We start from the raw sequence: 18,362 nt of genomic DNA, 5'->3' as shown, positions 1-18,362 counted from the left end.
TTCGGACAGATTCCCATCATTAAAACCGCACCTGGATAATTCTGTTTTCCCTATGTCCTTATTTTTTATACGTCCTCGAAAAAAGTGAACCGTACAGTTCAGTAAATATAAAAACAGCATTTCATTTTAAAATGAGAAAAAGGTTATACGCAGCCTGGAAGATTTAATTTATGCTTTCAGATAATTACGCATGACATTCAGGATGAGGTTAATGGACAGTTCTGTAGATCGCCACGTTTTTTATATTTCCGATGGAACCGCTATCACCGCTGAAGTATTAGGCCATGCGGTCATGTCACAATTCCCGGTGGCCGTAAGCAGCATCACCCTGCCGTTCGTGGAAAATGAGAGCCGCGCCCGTGCCGTGAAAGAGCAGATAGACGCGCTCTATCAACAAACCGGTAACCGCCCGCTGGTTTTTTACTCGATTGTGATCCCGGAAATTCGCGCCATTATTTTACAAAGCGAAGGGTTTTGTCAGGATATCGTGCAGGCGCTGGTGGCTCCGCTTCAGCAGGAATTAAAACTTGATCCGACGCCGATTGCGCATCGTACACACGGCCTGAACCCAGGCAATTTAATCAAATATGACGCGCGGATTGCGGCAATTGATTACACCCTGGCGCATGACGATGGTATTTCGTTGCGTAATCTCGATCAGGCACAAGTGATTTTGCTGGGCGTTTCACGCTGCGGTAAAACGCCAACCAGCCTCTATCTGGCAATGCAATTTGGTATTCGTGCGGCAAATTATCCCTTTATTGCCGATGACATGGATAACCTTACCCTTCCCGCTGCGTTGAAGCCGTTGCAGCATAAGCTTTTTGGTCTGACCATTAATCCGGAGCGTCTGGCGGCCATTCGCGAAGAGCGACGAGAAAATAGCCGTTATGCATCGTTACGCCAGTGCCGCATGGAAGTGGCGGAAGTGGAAGCGCTTTACCGCAAAAACCAGATCCCGTGCCTGAACAGTACTAACTACTCTGTCGAAGAAATCGCCACCAAGATGCTCGATATTATGGGGCTGAATCGCCGCATGTACTAACAAGCTAGTACATGAATGCATTCTGCGCTATTATGCCGTCCACAGATGTGATGCGCATCACAGCCAGGCTTGTAATAAGCCGCGATTGGTTTAAGGTGTTGCGCATCACTTCCGGCATTCCTGCCGCTGAAGCACCTAATTTTTGAGACTTCCCATGAACAAAACTGATGAACTTCGCACTGCGCGTATTGATAGCCTGGTGACGCCTGCGGAGCTGGCGCTGCGCTATCCTGTCAGCCCGGAGGTTGCGGAGCGGGTCACCGCGTCCCGCCGACGCATTGAAAAAATCCTGAATGGCGAAGATCGCCGATTGCTGGTGATTATTGGCCCCTGCTCTATTCACGATCTTGATGCGGCCATGGATTATGCGCGCCGCCTGCAAACACTTCGCACTCAGCATCATGCGCAGTTAGAAATCGTGATGCGTACCTACTTTGAAAAACCACGTACCGTGGTCGGCTGGAAAGGGTTAATTTCCGATCCGGATCTCAACGGCAGCTATAGGGTTAACCACGGCATTGAACTGGCGCGTAAGTTGCTGCTACAGGTCAACGAACTGGGCGTGCCCACGGCAACAGAATTTCTCGATATGGTGACCGGCCAGTTTATTGCCGATCTGATTAGCTGGGGTGCCATTGGCGCACGCACGACCGAAAGTCAGATCCACCGTGAAATGGCCTCGGCGCTCTCCTGCCCGGTCGGCTTTAAAAACGGCACCGATGGCAATACACGCATCGCGGTAGATGCGATCCGCGCCTCGCGCGCCAGCCATATGTTCCTCTCGCCGGATAAAACCGGGCAGATGACTATTTACCAGACCAGCGGTAACCCATACGGCCATATCATTATGCGCGGCGGTAAAACGCCCAATTATCATGCGCAAGATATCGCTAATGCCTGCGACACGCTGCATGAATTCGGCCTGCCGGAACATCTGGTGGTGGATTTTAGTCATGGCAACTGTCAGAAGCAGCATCGCCGCCAGCTGGACGTTTGTGACGATATTTGTACGCAAATCCGTAACGGTTCAACGGCGATTGCCGGCGTGATGGCGGAAAGTTTCCTGCAAGAAGGAACGCAAAAAATCGTTAATGGCCAGCCACTGGTTTATGGGCAATCCATTACTGACCCTTGCCTGAGCTGGGATGATAGCGAACTGCTGCTGGAAAAACTGGCGGCAGCCGTCGCCACCCGCCTGTGAAACTCTCCCGCCCTTTGCGGCGGGAGATGACTTCTAGCTCGAGCAGCTGACTTCCAGCCGTTTGCCCCAGTCTGGCGGACGGCGCGCATACTCATCGCGGCGATCGTTAAACGGCTCGCGCAAAATCGCATGCAGCCGTTCCAGCTCGTCAAAATCACCTTTCTCTGCCGCGTCAATGGCGCGTTGCGCCAGCCAGTTGCGCAATACAACGGCCGGGTTAACGCTCTGCATGCGTTGCTGCCGTTGCGCATCGTCGATATTTTCCTGCTGCAAACGCTGGCGATAGCCGGTAAACCAGCTATCAAACGCGCCGCGATCGATAAACTCATCACGCAGTGGTGAGTCTGCACTCTGTTGTTCGGTCTGGCTTAACAAACGGAACGTGCGCGTGTAATCGCTGCCTTCCCGCGCCATTAATGCAAACAGGGCATTCAGAATCTCATTATCCCCTTGTTGCGCGGTGAAAAAACCCAGCTTGTCACGCATTAAGGTGCCGTATTCCGTCAGCAAAATGTGCTGATATTCGTCCAGCGCGGCGTTTAAGGCATCGACAGCAATAAACGGCGATAACGACTGCGCCAGACGCTGGAGATTCCACAGCGCCACCGCCGGTTGGTTATCGAAGCTGTATCGCCCCTGGTAGTCAGAGTGGTTGCAGATAAAGCCGGGGTTGTAATCATCCAGAAAACCAAACGGCCCGTAATCGATAGTCAGGCCGAGAATCGACATGTTGTCGGTATTCATCACGCCATGGGCAAAGCCCACCGCCTGCCAGCGGGCAATCAACGACGCGGTGCGGCGCACCACATCCCGGAACCAGGCGACATAGCTATCGCGCTCATCCTGCAATTGCGGCCAGTGATGGCGGATGACGAAATCGGCCAACTCGCGGACTTTTTCTGTTTCGCGACGGTAATAAAAATGCTCGAAATGACCGAACCGGACATGGCTTTCGGCAATGCGCATCAGCATCGCGCCCTGTTCGCGGGTTTCACGCTGAACGGGCGTATCGCTGGTGACAATACTGAGCGCGCGGGTGGTCGGAATGCCTAAGTAATGCATCGCTTCCGAGGCCAGGCTTTCACGGATTGTCGAGCGCAACACCGCGCGGCCATCGCCCATTCGCGAGTAAGGCGTCAGCCCGGCACCTTTCAGGTGCCAGTCGCGGGTGGTGCCATCCGGCAATTGTTGTTCACCGAGCAAAATACCGCGCCCGTCGCCCAGTTGCCCGGCCCAGACACCAAACTGATGCCCGCTGTAGACTTGCGCCAGCGGCGACATACCCGGCAGCAGTGTTTCTCCGCCCCAGACGCCCGCCCTCGTTTCGGGATGGAAAAGCGCGTCGGGCACGCCTAATGTCTGCGCCAGTGGCTGGTTGCGCCAGATCAGGCGGGCATTGAGCAACGGAGTTGGAGATAATGCGGTGTAAAAATCTGGCAGTTCATCCCGCCAGCGAGGGGTAAAAGTCAGGGTCATAAGTCCTCCAGCCTTTTAGTGTAGTGCCTTCTTCGTTGTTTAAACACCGGGCAAAACAAGGGCTATGGATGGACCAGGGTAGTAAGTTGTGCGGCGGTGACGGGTGGCCAGAGCGCACCTTGCATGGCGCTGAACTGAAAAGCGGCCGCCCGTTTCAGGGCTTGTTCATCATCAATGCCCGCAATCATTACGGATTCGCAATACGGTTCGACTTGCGAAATGATGGCGCGCATAAAGGGTTCGAAAGAGGGAGAGGTTAATCGCTGCTGGGTGAAATTTTTATCCAGTATCACCCGTTTAAACAACCCATCAAAAATGGCTTTTGTCGATGCTGTTCCGGTTCCGAAATTCGATAGCACCAGCGGATATTGTTTCGCCAATAGAAACAATGGCGGGTTATCCCTGCCTTTATTTAAATCTGGATAATTCTCAGAGACGGTAAATTCGAGGAAAGGGAATTTTCTGACACGCGCAGCCAGTGTTTCATCCGTCAGTAATGCATCGACAATATTAGGAGAAATATTAATCCACGCGGTCAATTGATGTTGAATTAAAAAGAGCTGGCAAGCTTCTATAAGTGCCAGTTGCTCGGTGAACAATTCCAGCGTTTCGGCTGGCGACAAACGTGGTAGTACCAGCTCTGTGGGGGCGCGGACAGTGCTGTCCTTCCCCGCAAAGTTAACAATAATTTCGACACCCCGAAGCATTCCGTTACCGTTTCTTGCCGGTAGTAATAAAAGCTCAGAGCGATATGTGTCATCGAGTGAAACTATCATTGTGCCAGCCCCGCATTAAGGGTGAGATCCGGCTTTAACAAACATAAGGAAAATTTTTTCATAATTACTGATTTCGATGAGTTTATTCTCATTTTTTTCCCGTTTTATTATTACTCTCCTCTCCGTTTTTATTCGCTTGCTCACTAATTGTTCTGGTATCTGGTTGTTAGTGTAGGCTAATCATAATTAATCTTATAAATATCCATTAGTGGAAACATCCTGGTTTAATAAAAAACACAACGTAAAGACAAACAAAAAGAGGGACAGCTTGCAATGCCCGCGATCCCTCTTACCCGATACCTCGTTAATGTCTGTCAGATACGCCGCGCCTGCCAGAAATTTTTGCGCCAGTAAACGTTATTTAGCGAGGAGCGCATTACGCCCCGGCTGGTCGAGGCATGAATAAATTCGTTATCGGTATCGTAAATGCCAACATGAAGCCCGCTGTCGCCCGAACCGGTTTTAAAGAACACCAGATCGCCCGGCAGTAAATCGTCTTTATCGATTTTAGTACCAATTTCGGCTTGCTGGCGCGTTTCTCTCGGCAGCTGGAGCGCGAATTTATCGCGAAAGGTCATCACCACAAAGCCAGAGCAATCCACCCCTGAACGCGCCATTCCCCCGTATCGATAGGGTGTGCCCCGCCATTCGCTAAGCTGATCGTTCAGATTCGCGATAACGGTGATGGAGTCCGACAGCCTTGGGTTTGGCGGCGGTGCGCGATGAGAGCTACATCCTGCAAGAAATAGCGCCGCTGCCAGCAAAAACCAGATACGCATCCTGAAATACGCCTCTTCATCTCTTTTTATCGGATTAATCTACAGTGGGAACGAGACGTGTGGCAAGTCACGTCGCCGGGATCAACATACGATGCCCTTCGGTATCCAGCTGACGAAATGGCAAACCGTAGGCTGTAGCCAAATGAGACGGGGTTAAGACGTCCTCTTTCGGGCCGCTCATCAGCAATTTTCCCCCGCTCAGTAACCACACTTGATGCGCATGGCGCAGCGTGTGGTTTAAATCATGGCTGCTCATAATCACCGTAATGCCGGACTTCACCAGCCCGGTGATGACACTGTCGAGCGCTGCCTGCTGTGCCACATCCAGGCTGTTCATCGGTTCATCCAGCAGTAAAAGCTGCCCGTCCGGGTTGCCGTGTGGATGAATCTGGACAATCACTGCCGCCAGCCGCACCCGCTGCCACTCGCCGCCGGAAAGCTGATTGACGGCCCTTCCCAGCTTATCGGTAAGCCCCAGTTTTCCGGCAACCTCTGCCAACAATTCACCCTGCGCAGGCTTGCGCTGATGCAACGACAGGTAGTGCCAGACCGGCATGGCAAAAGGCGGCATCTGCTGCTGGGCGAGGTAAGCACGGTGCTGCGCCAGTTGCGGTGCCTGCCACTGCGAAAGCGCCTGCCCGTTAAACAGCACCTCGCCCTGCCCGCTGGATAAACCAGCGATGCGGGTCAATAAGGTACTTTTCCCCGCACCGTTCGGCCCGACTAAATGCAAAAGCTCACCGCGCGTTACCGACGCGGTGACAGGCCCCAGCCTGCCAGGCTCACCCACATCCTGAAGTTGCAACAGCATCGGCATTATTTCGTTACAGCCTGCTTAATTGCAGAAACCAGAACCGGATCGTCTGGCGTCATATCCGGTGAGAAGCGCTGGATAACATTGCCATCGCGGCCAATCAGGAATTTTTCGAAATTCCACAGAATATCGCCCGGCTCTTTTGGTGCGCGACCTTTGCTGACCATTCGCTCATAAAAACCGCTGTCTGCGGGGGCAACCGCCGTGGGTGCCGCCGCGATCAGCTTTTTATACAGAGGATGACGTGCTTCGCCATTCACCTCAATTTTGCTGAACAGCGGAAACGTCACGCCATAAGTGGTGCTGCAAAAGGTTTTGATCTCTTCTTCCGAACCTGGCTCCTGGCCCAGGAACTGGTTGCACGGAAAACCGAGTACCGTAAAGCCTTCGCTTTCCCATGCTTTCTGGAGATTCTCCAGTTGCTCATATTGCGGCGTCAGGCCGCATTTAGACGCCACATTAACCACCAGCAGCACATCCCCGCGATACGAGGCCAGCGTGGTGCGTTCACCATCAATTGTCGTCACTTCGGTATCAAGAATATCCTGTTGCATAGCGTCACCTTCATTGATGTTACGGTTTGTGGGCTTAGCGCCCGACCCTCAATAATAGCCAGATAAATACTGGCGCACCCAGCGTTGCGGTCACCACCCCGATCGGCAGTTCGGCGGCGCTGAGCGCCAGGCGAGCCACTACATCGGCAAACAGTAGTGCCACCGCGCCTGCCAGCGCGCAGCCCGGAAGCAGGACCCGGTGATCGGTCAGGCCGCATAAACGTAGAATATGAGGAATGACCAGGCCAATAAAGCCAATCGCTCCGGCCAGCGCAACGCTGACGCCCACCATCCACCCAGTAGCCACCACCAGCAGGTTACGCCACAACCACAGCGGTAATCCTAGCTGACGGGCAGAGATTTCACCGAGCGCCAGCACATTGAGTGGCTGCGACTGGAAACAGATCCAGACCATAACCGGCACCAGTGCCAGCATCAACCAACTTTGTTGCCAGTCGACGCCGCCAAAACCGCCCATCATCCAGTACATCAACTGACGCAAATCAAAAGAGGTTGAGAAGTAAACGGCCCAGGTCATTAATGCCGTGCAGATAATGCCCAACGCAACGCCAGCGAGCAGCAGACGGCTGGTAGAGAGATGACGGCGGGCGAAGCGTAGCAGAATAATCGTGACTGTCAGCGCCCCGGCAATGGCGCACACGCCCAGCGCCCAGCCGGGCAACAGGCCGCCCCCTAACAATACCGCAGCGATTAACCCGACACCTGCGCCACTGGATACGCCGAGCAGGCCTGGCTCCGCCAGCGGGTTTTCGAACAGGGCTTGCATAATTGCGCCGCACAGGGCCAGTGCCGCGCCGACCAATATCACCGCCAGGGTGCGCGGCAGGCGAATTTGCCAGACAAAAAGCTGACCTTGCGGCGAGAGCCAGGCGGTGGGCGCAATCCATTGATCGCCCGCGCAAAGGCTAAGAAATAGCGCGAGAAGAAGAAGGAGCCACAAGCCGCCAAGCCAGCGGCGATTACGTTGCTGTTGCAGATGAGCGTATGCCTGCATGTTATCCGTTTAATCTATCAGCCAGGTGACTGATTCTAAGAGTGATGCCGGGCGCTGAAAAGAAAAAAGGCCGCGAGATGCGGCCTTTTTAGTTAGTTCAAATCATTCAGCTTTGGGCGAAGCGTTTTCAACGCGGCTTTTTAACTTCTGGCCGGGTCTGAAGGTCACCACGCGCCGTGCTGTAATGGGAATATCTTCACCCGTTTTCGGGTTACGTCCCGGACGTTGATTCTTGTCGCGTAAATCGAAGTTGCCAAAGCCGGAGAGTTTTACCTGTTCACCGTTTTCCAGAGCACGACGGATCTCTTCGAAAAACAGCTCTACCAGCTCTTTTGCGTCCCGCTTGCTAAGCCCTAGCTTATCAAACAGATATTCTGACATTTCAGCTTTTGTAAGCGCCATAGGTTCAATCCCTCAATGATGCCTGGAATCGCTCTTTTAATGCCTCTACACATCTGGCAACGGTAGCGGCAATCTCCTCTTCTTCGAGTGTACGGCCGGTATCCTGAAGGATAAGACTAATGGCAAGGCTCTTAGACCCTTCCACTACGCCCTTACCGCGGTACACGTCAAATAAGTTTACGCCAACTACCTGATTTGCGCCAACTTTCTTACATTCAGCCAAAACATCTGCTGCGGGCACGTTTTCGTTGACCACAACAGCGATGTCGCGGCGGTTCGCCGGGAAGCGAGAAATCTCCTGAGCCTGAGGCACCACGCGGTCTGCGAGCGCATCCCATTCCAGCTCAAACACCACGGTACGACCATTCAGATCAAGCTTGCGTTCCAGTTCCGGATGAACCACACCGATGAAACCAATCCGCTTATCTTTCAGATAAATCGCGGCAGATTGCCCCGGATGCAACGCCGGATTCGCCTGGGCGCGGAACTCAATGGCTGATAATTTGCCCGTCAGCTCCAGTACAGACTCCAGATCGCCTTTCAGATCGAAGAAATCGACGCTGCCTTTAGCCAAATCCCAGTGCTCTTCATAGCGGTTGCCACACATTGCGCCTGCCAGCATGACGTCCTGGCGGATCCCCAGGTTCGCCTGCGTATCCGGCACAAAACGAAGACCGGTTTCGAAGATGCGTACGCGGCTCTGCTGACGGTTCTGGTTGTAGATAATAGTCGCTAACAGACCCGTCCACAGAGAAAGACGCATGGCCGACATTTCGCTGGAAATGGGGCTTGGCAGAATAAGCGCCTCTTCACCTGGATGGATCAGCTGTTGCAATTTCGGATCAACGAAGCTGTAGGTGATCACTTCCTGGTAGCCTTTGTCGTTAAGCATAGTTTTCACACGCTTAAGAGACAAGTTGGCTTCGCGATGCGCGCCCATTATCAAGCCTGCCTGCACTGGCTCGTCAGGAATATTGTTGTAACCGTAGATACGGGCAACTTCTTCTACCAGGTCCTCTTCAATTTCCATATCGAAACGCCAGCTCGGCGCAACGGCCAGCCACTCATCCTGGCCTTCCGTCACTTCACAGCCCAGACGTTTCAGGATATCGCTCACCTGATCGTCAGCAATATGATGGCCAATCAGGCGATCCAGCTTACTGCGGCGCAGGCGGATGGTCGCACGTTTTGGCAACGTCGCTTCGTTAGTGACATCAATGACCGGGCCAGCTTCACCGCCGCAAATATCCAGCAGCAGGCGGGTAGCACGTTCCATTGCCATGTATTGCAACTGCGGATCAACACCACGCTCGTAACGGTGAGAAGCATCGGTATGCAGGCCATGGCGACGCGCGCGGCCAGTAATGGAAAGCGGGTTGAAGAATGCACACTCCAGCAGCACATTCTGCGTTTCGCTGTTCACGCCAGAGTGTTCACCCCCGAAAATGCCGCCCATCGCCAGCGCTTTGTTATGATCCGCAATGACCAAGGTGTCAGCATTCAGTTTTGCTTCGCTGCCGTCCAGCAGCACCAGGGTTTCTCCTTCTTTCGCCATACGCACGACAATCCCGCCTTCAAGACGATCGCTGTCGAAGGCATGCATTGGCTGACCCAGTTCCAGCAGAACGTAGTTGGTCACATCCACAACGGCATCAATGGAACGAATACCGCAGCGGCGCAGTTTCTCTTTCATCCACAGCGGGGTCGGCGCTTTAACGTTAATGCCTTTAACCAGACGGCCCAGGTAACGCGGGCAGGCATCGGCCGCTTCAACAACAATCGGCAGTGTATCGGTAATGGTCGCGTCAACCGGCGCAATCTCTGGCTCGACAAGTGGGGACTTGTTCAGCACCGCAACGTCACGGGCCACACCGATAATACCGAGGCAATCCGCACGGTTCGGCGTCACACTGATTTCTATCGTGTTGTCGTCAAGTTTCAGGTAGTCGCGAATATCCGTTCCGATTGGGGCATCGACCGGCAGTTCGATGATGCCATTATGATCGTCGGAAATGCCCAGTTCAGAGAAGGAGCACAACATGCCTTCAGACGGCTCGCCACGCAGTTTCGCCGCTTTAATTTTGAAATCGCCCGGCAGCACCGCGCCGACGGTTGCGACAGCAACTTTCAAGCCTGAACGGCAATTAGGCGCACCGCAGACGATGTCCAGCAGGCGATCGCCGCCAACATTCACTTTTGTTACACGCAGTTTGTCAGCGTTCGGGTGCTGTGCGCACTCCATGACTTCGCCAACCACCACGCCGTGGAATGCACCGGCTACGGGTTCAACGCCATCGACTTCAAGACCAGCCATGGTGATTTGCCCGGACAGCGCTTCGCTATCAATGGCGGGATTAACCCATTCGCGTAACCACAGTTCACTGAATTTCATTGTCTTGCCTGCCCTTATTTAAACTGTTTGAGGAAACGCAAATCGTTTTCGAAGAATGCGCGCAAATCTGTGACACCGTAACGCAGCATCGTGAGGCGCTCCATCCCCATACCGAAAGCGAAGCCAGAGTAGATTTCCGGGTCGATTCCTACATTACGCAGCACGTTCGGGTGAACCATCCCGCAACCTAACACCTCCAGCCATTTGCCGTTTTTACCCATGACATCCACTTCTGCGGACGGCTCAGTGAACGGGAAATAAGAGGGACGGAAACGAATTTGCAGATCTTCTTCGAAGAAGTTACGCAGGAAATCGTGCAGCGTACCTTTCAGGTTGGTAAAACTGATGTGTTTATCGACAATCAGCCCTTCCATCTGATGGAACATCGGAGTGTGGGTCTGATCGTAATCGTTACGATAAACGCGGCCAGGCGCGATAATACGAATTGGCGGCTGCTGGTTTTCCATGGTGCGGATCTGTACGCCAGAAGTTTGGGTACGCAGCAAGCGCGTGGCGTCAAACCAGAAGGTGTCGTGATCCGCACGAGCCGGGTGATGACCAGGAATATTCAGCGCGTCAAAGTTGTGGTAATCATCTTCAATTTCCGGGCCTGTGGCGACGGTAAAACCCAGTTCGCCGAAAAAGCTTTCGATGCGATCAATGGTGCGGGTTACCGGGTGCAGACCGCCGTTCTCAATACGACGTCCAGGCAAAGAAACGTCGATAGTTTCTGCGGCCAGACGTGCATTCAGCGCTGCGCTCTCTAAAGCGGCTTTACGTTCGTTCAGCGCCTGCTGAACGTGTTCTTTTGCTTCATTGATTACCGCCCCGGCAGCCGGGCGCTCTTCTGGCGGCAGCTCACGCAGGGTGGTCATCTGAAGGGTCAGGTGCCCTTTCTTACCCAGGTATTCGACACGGACATTGTCCAGCGCGGCGACATCTGAGGCATCATTAATGGCTGCCTTCGCACTGGCAACCAGCTCTGCGAGATGTGACATGGTTTTCCTCGTTATATGACGATATTTACAAGCGGCAAATACAAAAAAAGCCTCCACAAGGGAGGCTTTCTGGCGCTGTTTTCCGTTTCTTCTTTCACGCGCTAGCCTCCCGGGTTCAGGTGCTAAAGTAAAAAAAGAAGCGGAAAAGAGCAGCATTCATGCTTGCGTTACCTTAAAAGGGTAAGTGACGGCGATGGGCTATTGAAAACGCATCACGGCAAAATGTCAATGTTTTGATACTGTTAAAGCAAAAGAGGGAGCCAGGCTCCCTCTCTTAAACTGGCTTATGCCAGAGCTGCTTTCGCTTTTTCAACCAGTGCAGAGAATGCCACTTTGTCGAATACAGCGATGTCAGCCAGAATCTTACGGTCGATTTCAACAGAGGCTTTTTTCAGGCCATTGATGAATTTGCTGTAAGAGATACCGTTCTGACGTGCTGCTGCGTTGATACGTGCAATCCACAGTTGACGGAACTGACGCTTTTTCTGACGACGGTCACGATAAGCGTACTGACCAGCTTTGATAACAGCCTGGAAGGCAACACGGTAAACGCGTGAACGCGCGCCGTAGTAACCTTTAGCTTGTTTCAAAATTTTCTTATGACGTGCACGTGCAATCACACCACGTTTTACGCGAGCCATATGCTCTCCTGTATATTCTAATTAAAAAGTTAAAAGGTTAACGACTTATGCGTACGGCAGGCACGCGATTACCAGGCCCAGATCGCCTTTGGAAACCATGGCTTTCGGACGCAGGTGACGTTTACGCTTGGTAGCTTTTTTGGTCAGAATATGACGCAGGTTAGCATGCTTGTGCTTAAAACCACCTTTACCGGTTTTTTTGAAGCGCTTAGCAGCACCGCGTACGGTCTTGATCTTTGGCATTTTTCAATTTCCACTTCGCATTGTTAATAAACGAAACAAAGGCGAACTAAACCTGTAAGCTTGTGGCCTACAGGTTTAATTACTTGATGGCCTTACTGTTTCTTCTTCGGAGCAAGCACCATAATCATCTGGCGGCCTTCGATCTTCGTTGGGAAGGATTCGACAACTGCCAGTTCATTCAGATCTTCTTTCACGCGATTAAGCACTTCCATACCGATCTGTTGGTGGGCCATTTCACGACCACGGAAACGCAGTGTGATTTTGGCCTTATCGCCCTCTTCGAGAAAGCGAATCAGGCTGCGGAGTTTTACCTGATAGTCACCTTCATCTGTACCAGGTCGGAATTTAATTTCCTTAACCTGAATAACTTTTTGCTTCTTCTTCTGTTCCTTAGAAGATTTGCTCTTTTCATAGAGGAACTTGCCGTAGTCCATTATACGGCATACGGGCGGCTCGGCGTTAGGGCTAATTTCGACTAAATCAACCCCGGCTTCTTCAGCTTTTTCCAGAGCTTCTCTCAGACTCACAATACCAAGCTGCTCGCCTTCCAGACCAGTTAAGCGAACTTCCGTGGCGCGAATCTCGCCATTAATACGATTGGGACGCGCCGTTTGAACTCGTTTTCCGCCTTTAATACCTTATTCCTCCAGTTGTTGAAGACTGCGGCTGCGAATCTCTTGTTGCAGCTTCTCGATAACTTCATTTACGTCCAGGCTTCCCAGGTCTTTACCGCGACGGGTGCGCACAGCAACTTTGCCGGCTTCAACCTCTTTGTCACCGCAAACCAGCATATAAGGGACGCGACGTAAAGTGTGCTCGCGGATTTTAAAGCCTATCTTCTCGTTTCTCAAGTCTGCTTTTACACGAATGCCAGCATTTTGTAATTTGCGGGTCAATTCGTTAACGTATTCAGACTGCGAATCAGTAATGTTCATTACGACTGCCTGCACTGGCGCGAGCCAGGTCGGGAAGAAGCCAGCGAACTCTTCTGTCAGGATGCCGATAAAGCGCTCCAGAGACCCAAGAATCGCGCGGTGAATCATTACTGGCACCTGACGCTCGTTGCTTTCGCCCACATAAGAGGCGTTCAGACGAGCCGGCAGGGAGAAGTCCAGCTGTACCGTTCCGCACTGCCATGCACGATCGAGGCAGTCATAAAGGGTAAATTCAATTTTCGGACCGTAAAATGCGCCTTCACCCAATTGATACTCAAATGGGATATTGTTCTCTTCCAGCGCAACTGCCAGATCCGCCTCAGCACGATCCCACATCTCGTCACTACCGATACGTTTTTCCGGACGAGTGGAGAGCTTGACGACGATCTTCTCGAAGCCAAAGGTGCTGTACATATCGTAGACCATACGAATACATGCGTTCACTTCATCGCGAACTTGCTCTTCTGTACAGAAGATATGCGCATCGTCCTGAGTGAACCCGCGAACGCGCATTAGCCCGTGCAACGCGCCTGATGGCTCATTGCGATGGCAGCTGCCGAACTCGGCCATACGCAGCGGCAAATCGCGATAGGATTTTAGCCCCTGGTTAAAAATCTGCACATGCCCCGGGCAGTTCATCGGCTTGATGCAATATTCACGGTTCTCGGAAGACGTCGTAAACATCGCATCTTTATAGTTGTCCCAGTGGCCGGTTTTTTCCCACAGCACACGGTCCATCATGAACGGCCCTTTTACTTCCTGGTACTGATACTCTTTCAGTTTAGAACGTACGAACGTTTCCAGTTCACGGAAAATAGTCCAGCCATCGTTATGCCAGAACACCATACCCGGCGCTTCTTCCTGCATATGATACAGGTCAAGCTGTTTACCGATTTTACGGTGGTCACGCTTCGCCGCTTCTTCCAGACGTTGCAGATAGGCGTTAAGGGCTTTTTTATCCGCCCACGCGGTACCGTAAATACGTTGCAGCATCTTATTGTTGCTGTCGCCGCGCCAGTAAGCCCCGGCGGTTTTCATCAATTTGAAATGATGGCAAAAACGCATGTTCGGCACGTGCGGTCCACGGCACATATCAACGTATTCTTCGTGATGATACAAACCAGGCTTGTCATCATGCGCAATGTTTTCATCAAGAATGGCCACTTTGTAATTCTCGCCGCGAGCAACAAATGTTTCGCGGGCTTCCTGCCAGCTCACTTTTTTCTTGATGACGTCATAGTTGGTTTCGGCGAGCTCATGCATACGTTTTTCGAGCGCGTCGATATCTTCCTGAGTCAGCGTGTGGTCAAGGTCAACGTCGTAATAAAAGCCGTTATCGATAACCGGACCGATAGCCATTTTAGCGTGCGGCCACAGTTGTTTGATGGCATGACCTAACAGGTGCGCGCAAGAGTGACGGATAATTTCCAGACCATCTTCATCTTTCGCCGTGATGATAGCCAGGTTGGCATCGCTGTCGATAACATCTGAGGCATCAACCAGTTCGCCATTAACACGACCCGCGATGCAGGCTTTCGCCAGGCCCGGACCTATATCCAGCGCAACATCCATTGGGCTAACGGCATGGTCGTAATGGCGTTGACTGCCATCAGGAAGAGTAATTACAGGCATTTCATTTCCTTAATTTGCAGTGGTGCCCCCCACGAAAGAGCACATACAAAAACAAATAGATTTTAAATATCAGAAGGTTAAAGGTGTTTATTTGCTTCACTCTGCAAACTGTGTACATCATGGTGTACTACTTTCACAATATACCCACCTCACCTTGCTGATAACGCACCTCAATAGTACACGGCATCGCGATCACATAAAAGCGTGAATAGAATCATGCTGATGAATCACATCATCGGATTATCACCGAACTCGCCGGTGAGTGTCTCGTTTGCCCGGAAGGTCGATCAAGTGAAGGCTTGGTGCTAAACTCCAGACTTTTCCGAATTCACTGATTTCTGTAATGTTAAAGTTATTCGCCAGGTACACATCGATAGGTGTCATTAACACGCTCATTCACTGGGTGGTGTTCGCCATTTGCATATACGCATTTCATACAGGTCAGGCACTTGGAAATTTCGCCGGGTTCGTTGTGTCCGTATCGTTCAGCTTTTTCGCCAATGCCAGATTCACTTTTAAGTCATCAACAACAACCATGCGTTACATGCTTTACGTTGGCTTTATGGGGACGCTAAGCGCTGCTTTTGGTTGGTGTGCTGACAAATCTGGAATGGCACCCATCATCACATTAATCGTGTTCTCCGCCATCAGTTTGGTGTGCGGATTTATCTATTCAAAGCTCATTGTGTTTAGGGAATGAAATGAAAATATCTCTGGTCGTGCCGGTCTTCAATGAAGAGGACGCGATACCCGTTTTTTATAAAACGGTGAGGGAGTTCGAAGAATTAAGGGATCATGAAGTTGAAATCATCTTCATAAACGACGGTAGCAAAGATGCCACCGAGTCAATTGTTAATGCTCTGGCTGTTTCCGATCCCCTTGTCGTTCCCCTCTCGTTCACACGAAATTTCGGCAAGGAGTCCGCGCTGTTTGCCGGTCTTGACTACGCCAGTGGTGACGCTGTAATCCCTGTTGACGTCGATTTGCAGGACCCCATTGAAGTTATCCCGCACCTGATCCGCAAATGGCAGGATGGCGCGGATATTGTGCTTGCCAAGCGCACTGATCGCTCTACGGACCGGCGCCTGAAGCGCAAGACAGCGGAATGGTTCTATAAGCTGCATAACAAAATCAGTAATCCGCAAATTGAGGAAAACGTTGGTGACTTCCGCCTGATGTCGCGGGAAGTGGTCGAAAATATCAAGCTGATGCCTGAGCGAAACCTGTTCATGAAAGGGGTTTTAAGTTGGGTCGGTGGACGCACTGACGTCGTTGAGTATGCCCGCGCAGAACGGGTAGCTGGAAAATCCAAATTCAACGGCTGGAAGCTATGGAACCTAGCACTTGAGGGGATCACCAGCTTCTCTACATTTCCGTTACGCATGTGGACCTATATTGGACTTTTCGTCGCAGGCATTTCCTTCCTGTACGGAGCATGGATGATTTTCGACACGATAGTGTTTGGTAATGCAGTTCGCGGTTACCCTTCTCTCTTGGTTTCAATACTGTTCCTTGGTGGCATTCAGTTAATAGGAATTGGCGTTCTCGGCGAGTATATCGGCAGAATTTATGTAGAGGTTAAACAGCGTCCTCGTTATATCTTAAAGGGTTCGAAAAGTGAATAAGTATAAAAATAGCATTATCATTTATTTAAGTGCGCTGTTTAGCTCACTTATTGTATATGGCTACGAATTAACTAATTTCACCATGTCAGTTGACGAGGAGTTTAGCGATAACTTCAATAATACAATTTCTTTAGGTAGATGGGGTCATGCATTTTTAAAGGTATTCATTCTCCCTGAGCCATACGTCCCATTTTTCACAACCTTACTATCTTTGGCAGCTCTATCTTTAGCAGCCTTCCTAACTGCAAGATTGCTAAAGCTTGATACTTTTAACGCATCAATACTAGCAGTATTGTATATAAGCTTACCTCAGTTCGCATATCAGTTAGAATTTTCCAATCAAAGCGACACTGTTTCTATAGCCCTTGTAGCGAGTACTTTGGCTGTTCATTATTTCCTGAAAGGTAAGCAACGTATCTTATCATTTAGAACGTTCATAGCTGTAGTTCTGTACACATTATCAATAAGTGTCTATCAGTCTTTCGCTATACTCCCGATAGTAATATACATTGCATATATTACGACTGAAAACATAAGGGCGAGATATACAATCGCAGACAATCTAATGAACCTTATAAGGTTCGGGGCTATAGCGGCAACAGCCACAATAATTTATTACTGTCTCAATGGTTATATACAAAGTAAATTAGGCCTTTCTTCCACTTACTTACAAAACAAGGTCGGCTGGGATTTTTCTGATATCAATAACTCTATTGTTCAAGATATTGAGTACGTTATAAGTTATTTTAATGGGCGATCATATTTTGGGCTCAAAATTTATTCCACCACTATGCTCGCTTATGGTGTAGTTGTTGCAAAATTATTCATGAGAAGGCAAATTACGACCTCTAACTTACTCCTGCCTGCCTTGTTATTAATATCACCAATGATAATGATAGCGGCTCTTTGCTCAAACCTACCACCAAGGACTATGCTTGGATTGAGTGTGTCTTTTTCCGTCATAATCACACTATCTCTAATGGATATCCATAGCAATGCCGTAAAAATTGGTGTTGCCGCTATCGCTCTGGCAATCGGATGCGCCAACTCAAGCAAGCTATTTTATAGCGACATGATGGCTTATAAGTCAGATTCAAATAATGCAAGATTTATAATGCAATCTATTTATAATAAATACCCTGATTTTTCCCCATCTAAAACTCCTGTATATTTTTATGGAGGATACTATACCGTTAAGACATGGAAAATTGATAATTCAGATACTTTTGGGGGGACAATATTTTCGTGGAATGGTGGGGTTAATAAACGCATTCATGAATTTTTGAGGGCAGAAGGAATTGCCGATCTGAAAATGATCGCTCCTAAAGATGTAAATAAATTTAGGGGTTATGCTGTCAATCATCCTCAATGGCCTCATGACGATTCAGTACAACTCAAAGATGGGGTGTTGATAGTAAGGCTTGGCAGGCTTCCTGGAAGGGATTAAGGTAAAGCGCCATCCGTGGCGCAACTTTATAGGTTACCTTCTGATACCCACGTCCCAGGCACACCTGAAGCTGTGCATACCCAACCTTTTGGAGATCCCACGGCAGGGCCAGCATTCTTAACAACATCCCCCCCTTTAAAAAATCCGAAAGAAGGAGCGGCAGTTCCGTAATAAGTGCCAGAAACCTGAGGAGCCTCAGAAGTTTTGGTTACACGGAGTTCAGCAATTTGGATTGAGCAAATATCCGCAAGGGTAATTTGAAATGCAACAACACCAGCTGGCGCCCCCAATCGACGCAGATCAACCTCTCCACGAAAGAGCACATACAAAATGAGATTTTAAAGATATAACAGCAGTTAAGATAAGTTTTCTCGCTTCACTCTGCGG

19 protein-coding genes and 1 other annotated feature are annotated in these 18,362 nt (G+C 50.6%); of the genes, 5 read left to right on the top strand and 14 right to left on the bottom strand.

Annotated features, from left to right (window positions below; translation table 11 throughout):
• Positions 1 to 211: 211 nt before the first annotated feature.
• Both Q5705_00930 and aroH read left to right on the top strand, forming a co-directional pair.
• Positions 212 to 1,045 carry a pyruvate, water dikinase regulatory protein gene (locus tag Q5705_00930; protein WLI77160.1) on the top strand — a complete coding sequence of 278 codons (834 nt, stop codon included), beginning with the start codon at positions 212 to 214 and terminating at the stop codon, positions 1,043 to 1,045.
• Between the two features lie 154 nt (positions 1,046 to 1,199).
• Positions 1,200 to 2,246 carry a 3-deoxy-7-phosphoheptulonate synthase AroH gene (gene aroH / locus Q5705_00925; GenBank protein WLI77159.1) on the top strand — a complete coding sequence of 349 codons (1,047 nt, stop codon included), beginning with the start codon at positions 1,200 to 1,202 and terminating at the stop codon, positions 2,244 to 2,246.
• Positions 2,247 to 2,279: 33 nt separating this feature from the next.
• On the opposite strand, the gene selO is transcribed toward aroH, so the two are convergent.
• The 14 genes from selO to thrS form a co-directional block, all read right to left on the bottom strand.
• Positions 2,280 to 3,722 (bottom strand): protein adenylyltransferase SelO, encoded by a 1,443-nt coding sequence (selO, locus tag Q5705_00920; protein ID WLI77158.1) that lies wholly within the window; start codon positions 3,720 to 3,722, stop codon positions 2,280 to 2,282.
• Positions 3,723 to 3,784: 62 nt separating this feature from the next.
• Entirely contained in the window at positions 3,785 to 4,498 is a 714-nt protein-coding gene (locus tag Q5705_00915) for an EAL domain-containing protein (protein WLI77157.1), read from the bottom strand.
• Positions 4,499 to 4,812: 314 nt separating this feature from the next.
• Positions 4,813 to 5,277, bottom strand: coding sequence for an NlpC/P60 family protein (locus Q5705_00910; protein ID WLI77156.1), 465 nt, complete (start codon positions 5,275 to 5,277; stop codon positions 4,813 to 4,815).
• Positions 5,278 to 5,344: 67 nt separating this feature from the next.
• Positions 5,345 to 6,094, bottom strand: coding sequence for a vitamin B12 ABC transporter ATP-binding protein BtuD (gene btuD, locus Q5705_00905; GenBank protein WLI77155.1), 750 nt, complete (start codon positions 6,092 to 6,094; stop codon positions 5,345 to 5,347).
• Positions 6,094 to 6,645, bottom strand: a complete 552-nt coding sequence (locus Q5705_00900; protein WLI77154.1) for a glutathione peroxidase — start codon at positions 6,643 to 6,645, stop codon at positions 6,094 to 6,096. The genes btuD and Q5705_00900 overlap by 1 nt, the downstream gene beginning before the upstream one ends.
• A gap of 34 nt (positions 6,646 to 6,679) precedes the next feature.
• Positions 6,680 to 7,660 (bottom strand): vitamin B12 ABC transporter permease BtuC, encoded by a 981-nt coding sequence (btuC, locus tag Q5705_00895; GenBank protein WLI77153.1) that lies wholly within the window; start codon positions 7,658 to 7,660, stop codon positions 6,680 to 6,682.
• 102 nt (positions 7,661 to 7,762) lie between these two features.
• Complete coding sequence (gene ihfA, locus Q5705_00890; protein ID WLI77152.1) at positions 7,763 to 8,062, bottom strand: integration host factor subunit alpha; 300 nt, start codon at positions 8,060 to 8,062, stop codon at positions 7,763 to 7,765.
• Between the two features lie 4 nt (positions 8,063 to 8,066).
• Positions 8,067 to 10,454 (bottom strand): phenylalanine--tRNA ligase subunit beta, encoded by a 2,388-nt coding sequence (gene pheT / locus Q5705_00885; protein ID WLI77151.1) that lies wholly within the window; start codon positions 10,452 to 10,454, stop codon positions 8,067 to 8,069.
• A 14-nt stretch (positions 10,455 to 10,468) separates the two neighbouring features.
• Positions 10,469 to 11,452, bottom strand: a complete 984-nt coding sequence (gene pheS / locus Q5705_00880) for a phenylalanine--tRNA ligase subunit alpha (protein WLI77150.1) — start codon at positions 11,450 to 11,452, stop codon at positions 10,469 to 10,471.
• Between the two features lie 40 nt (positions 11,453 to 11,492).
• Positions 11,493 to 11,617: a sequence feature (Phe leader region), on the bottom strand.
• Positions 11,568 to 11,612: a pheST operon leader peptide PheM gene (pheM, locus tag Q5705_00875; protein ID WLI79088.1), complete on the bottom strand. Its 45-nt coding sequence runs from the start codon at positions 11,610 to 11,612 to the stop codon at positions 11,568 to 11,570. Its footprint overlaps the feature before it by 45 nt.
• A gap of 119 nt (positions 11,618 to 11,736) precedes the next feature.
• Complete coding sequence (gene rplT, locus Q5705_00870) at positions 11,737 to 12,093, bottom strand: 50S ribosomal protein L20 (protein ID WLI77149.1); 357 nt, start codon at positions 12,091 to 12,093, stop codon at positions 11,737 to 11,739.
• Positions 12,094 to 12,138: 45 nt separating this feature from the next.
• The gene (rpmI, locus tag Q5705_00865) at positions 12,139 to 12,336 is read right to left on the bottom strand and encodes a 50S ribosomal protein L35 (protein ID WLI77148.1); all 198 of its coding nucleotides are present in this window, start codon (positions 12,334 to 12,336) and stop codon (positions 12,139 to 12,141) included.
• Positions 12,337 to 12,428: 92 nt separating this feature from the next.
• On the bottom strand, positions 12,429 to 12,971 hold the full coding sequence (infC, locus tag Q5705_00860) for a translation initiation factor IF-3 (protein WLI79087.1): 543 nt from the start codon (positions 12,969 to 12,971) through the stop codon (positions 12,429 to 12,431).
• A gap of 3 nt (positions 12,972 to 12,974) precedes the next feature.
• Entirely contained in the window at positions 12,975 to 14,903 is a 1,929-nt protein-coding gene (thrS, locus tag Q5705_00855; GenBank protein ID WLI77147.1) for a threonine--tRNA ligase, read from the bottom strand.
• A gap of 343 nt (positions 14,904 to 15,246) precedes the next feature.
• On the opposite strand from thrS, the gene Q5705_00850 reads away from it, so the two are divergent.
• Genes Q5705_00850 through Q5705_00840 form a run of 3 tightly spaced genes read left to right on the top strand, consistent with a single transcriptional unit; the run spans position 15,247 to position 17,975 of the window.
• Positions 15,247 to 15,603, top strand: coding sequence for a GtrA family protein (locus Q5705_00850; protein WLI77146.1), 357 nt, complete (start codon positions 15,247 to 15,249; stop codon positions 15,601 to 15,603).
• A 1-nt stretch (position 15,604) separates the two neighbouring features.
• A complete protein-coding gene (locus Q5705_00845) occupies positions 15,605 to 16,528 on the top strand; it encodes a glycosyltransferase family 2 protein (protein ID WLI77145.1) in 924 nt (307 codons plus the stop codon).
• Positions 16,521 to 17,975, top strand: a complete 1,455-nt coding sequence (locus Q5705_00840) for a glucosyltransferase domain-containing protein (GenBank protein ID WLI77144.1) — start codon at positions 16,521 to 16,523, stop codon at positions 17,973 to 17,975. Before Q5705_00845 ends, Q5705_00840 begins: the two co-directional genes overlap by 8 nt.
• Positions 17,976 to 18,362 lie beyond the last annotated feature (387 nt).

The organism is Kosakonia sp. H02 (assembly GCA_030704225.1).
In the GTDB taxonomy this organism is placed as follows: Bacteria; Pseudomonadota; Gammaproteobacteria; order Enterobacterales; family Enterobacteriaceae; genus Kosakonia.
Note: the sequence above shows the minus strand (reverse complement) of the source record. Positions and strands in the feature narration are given on the sequence as shown.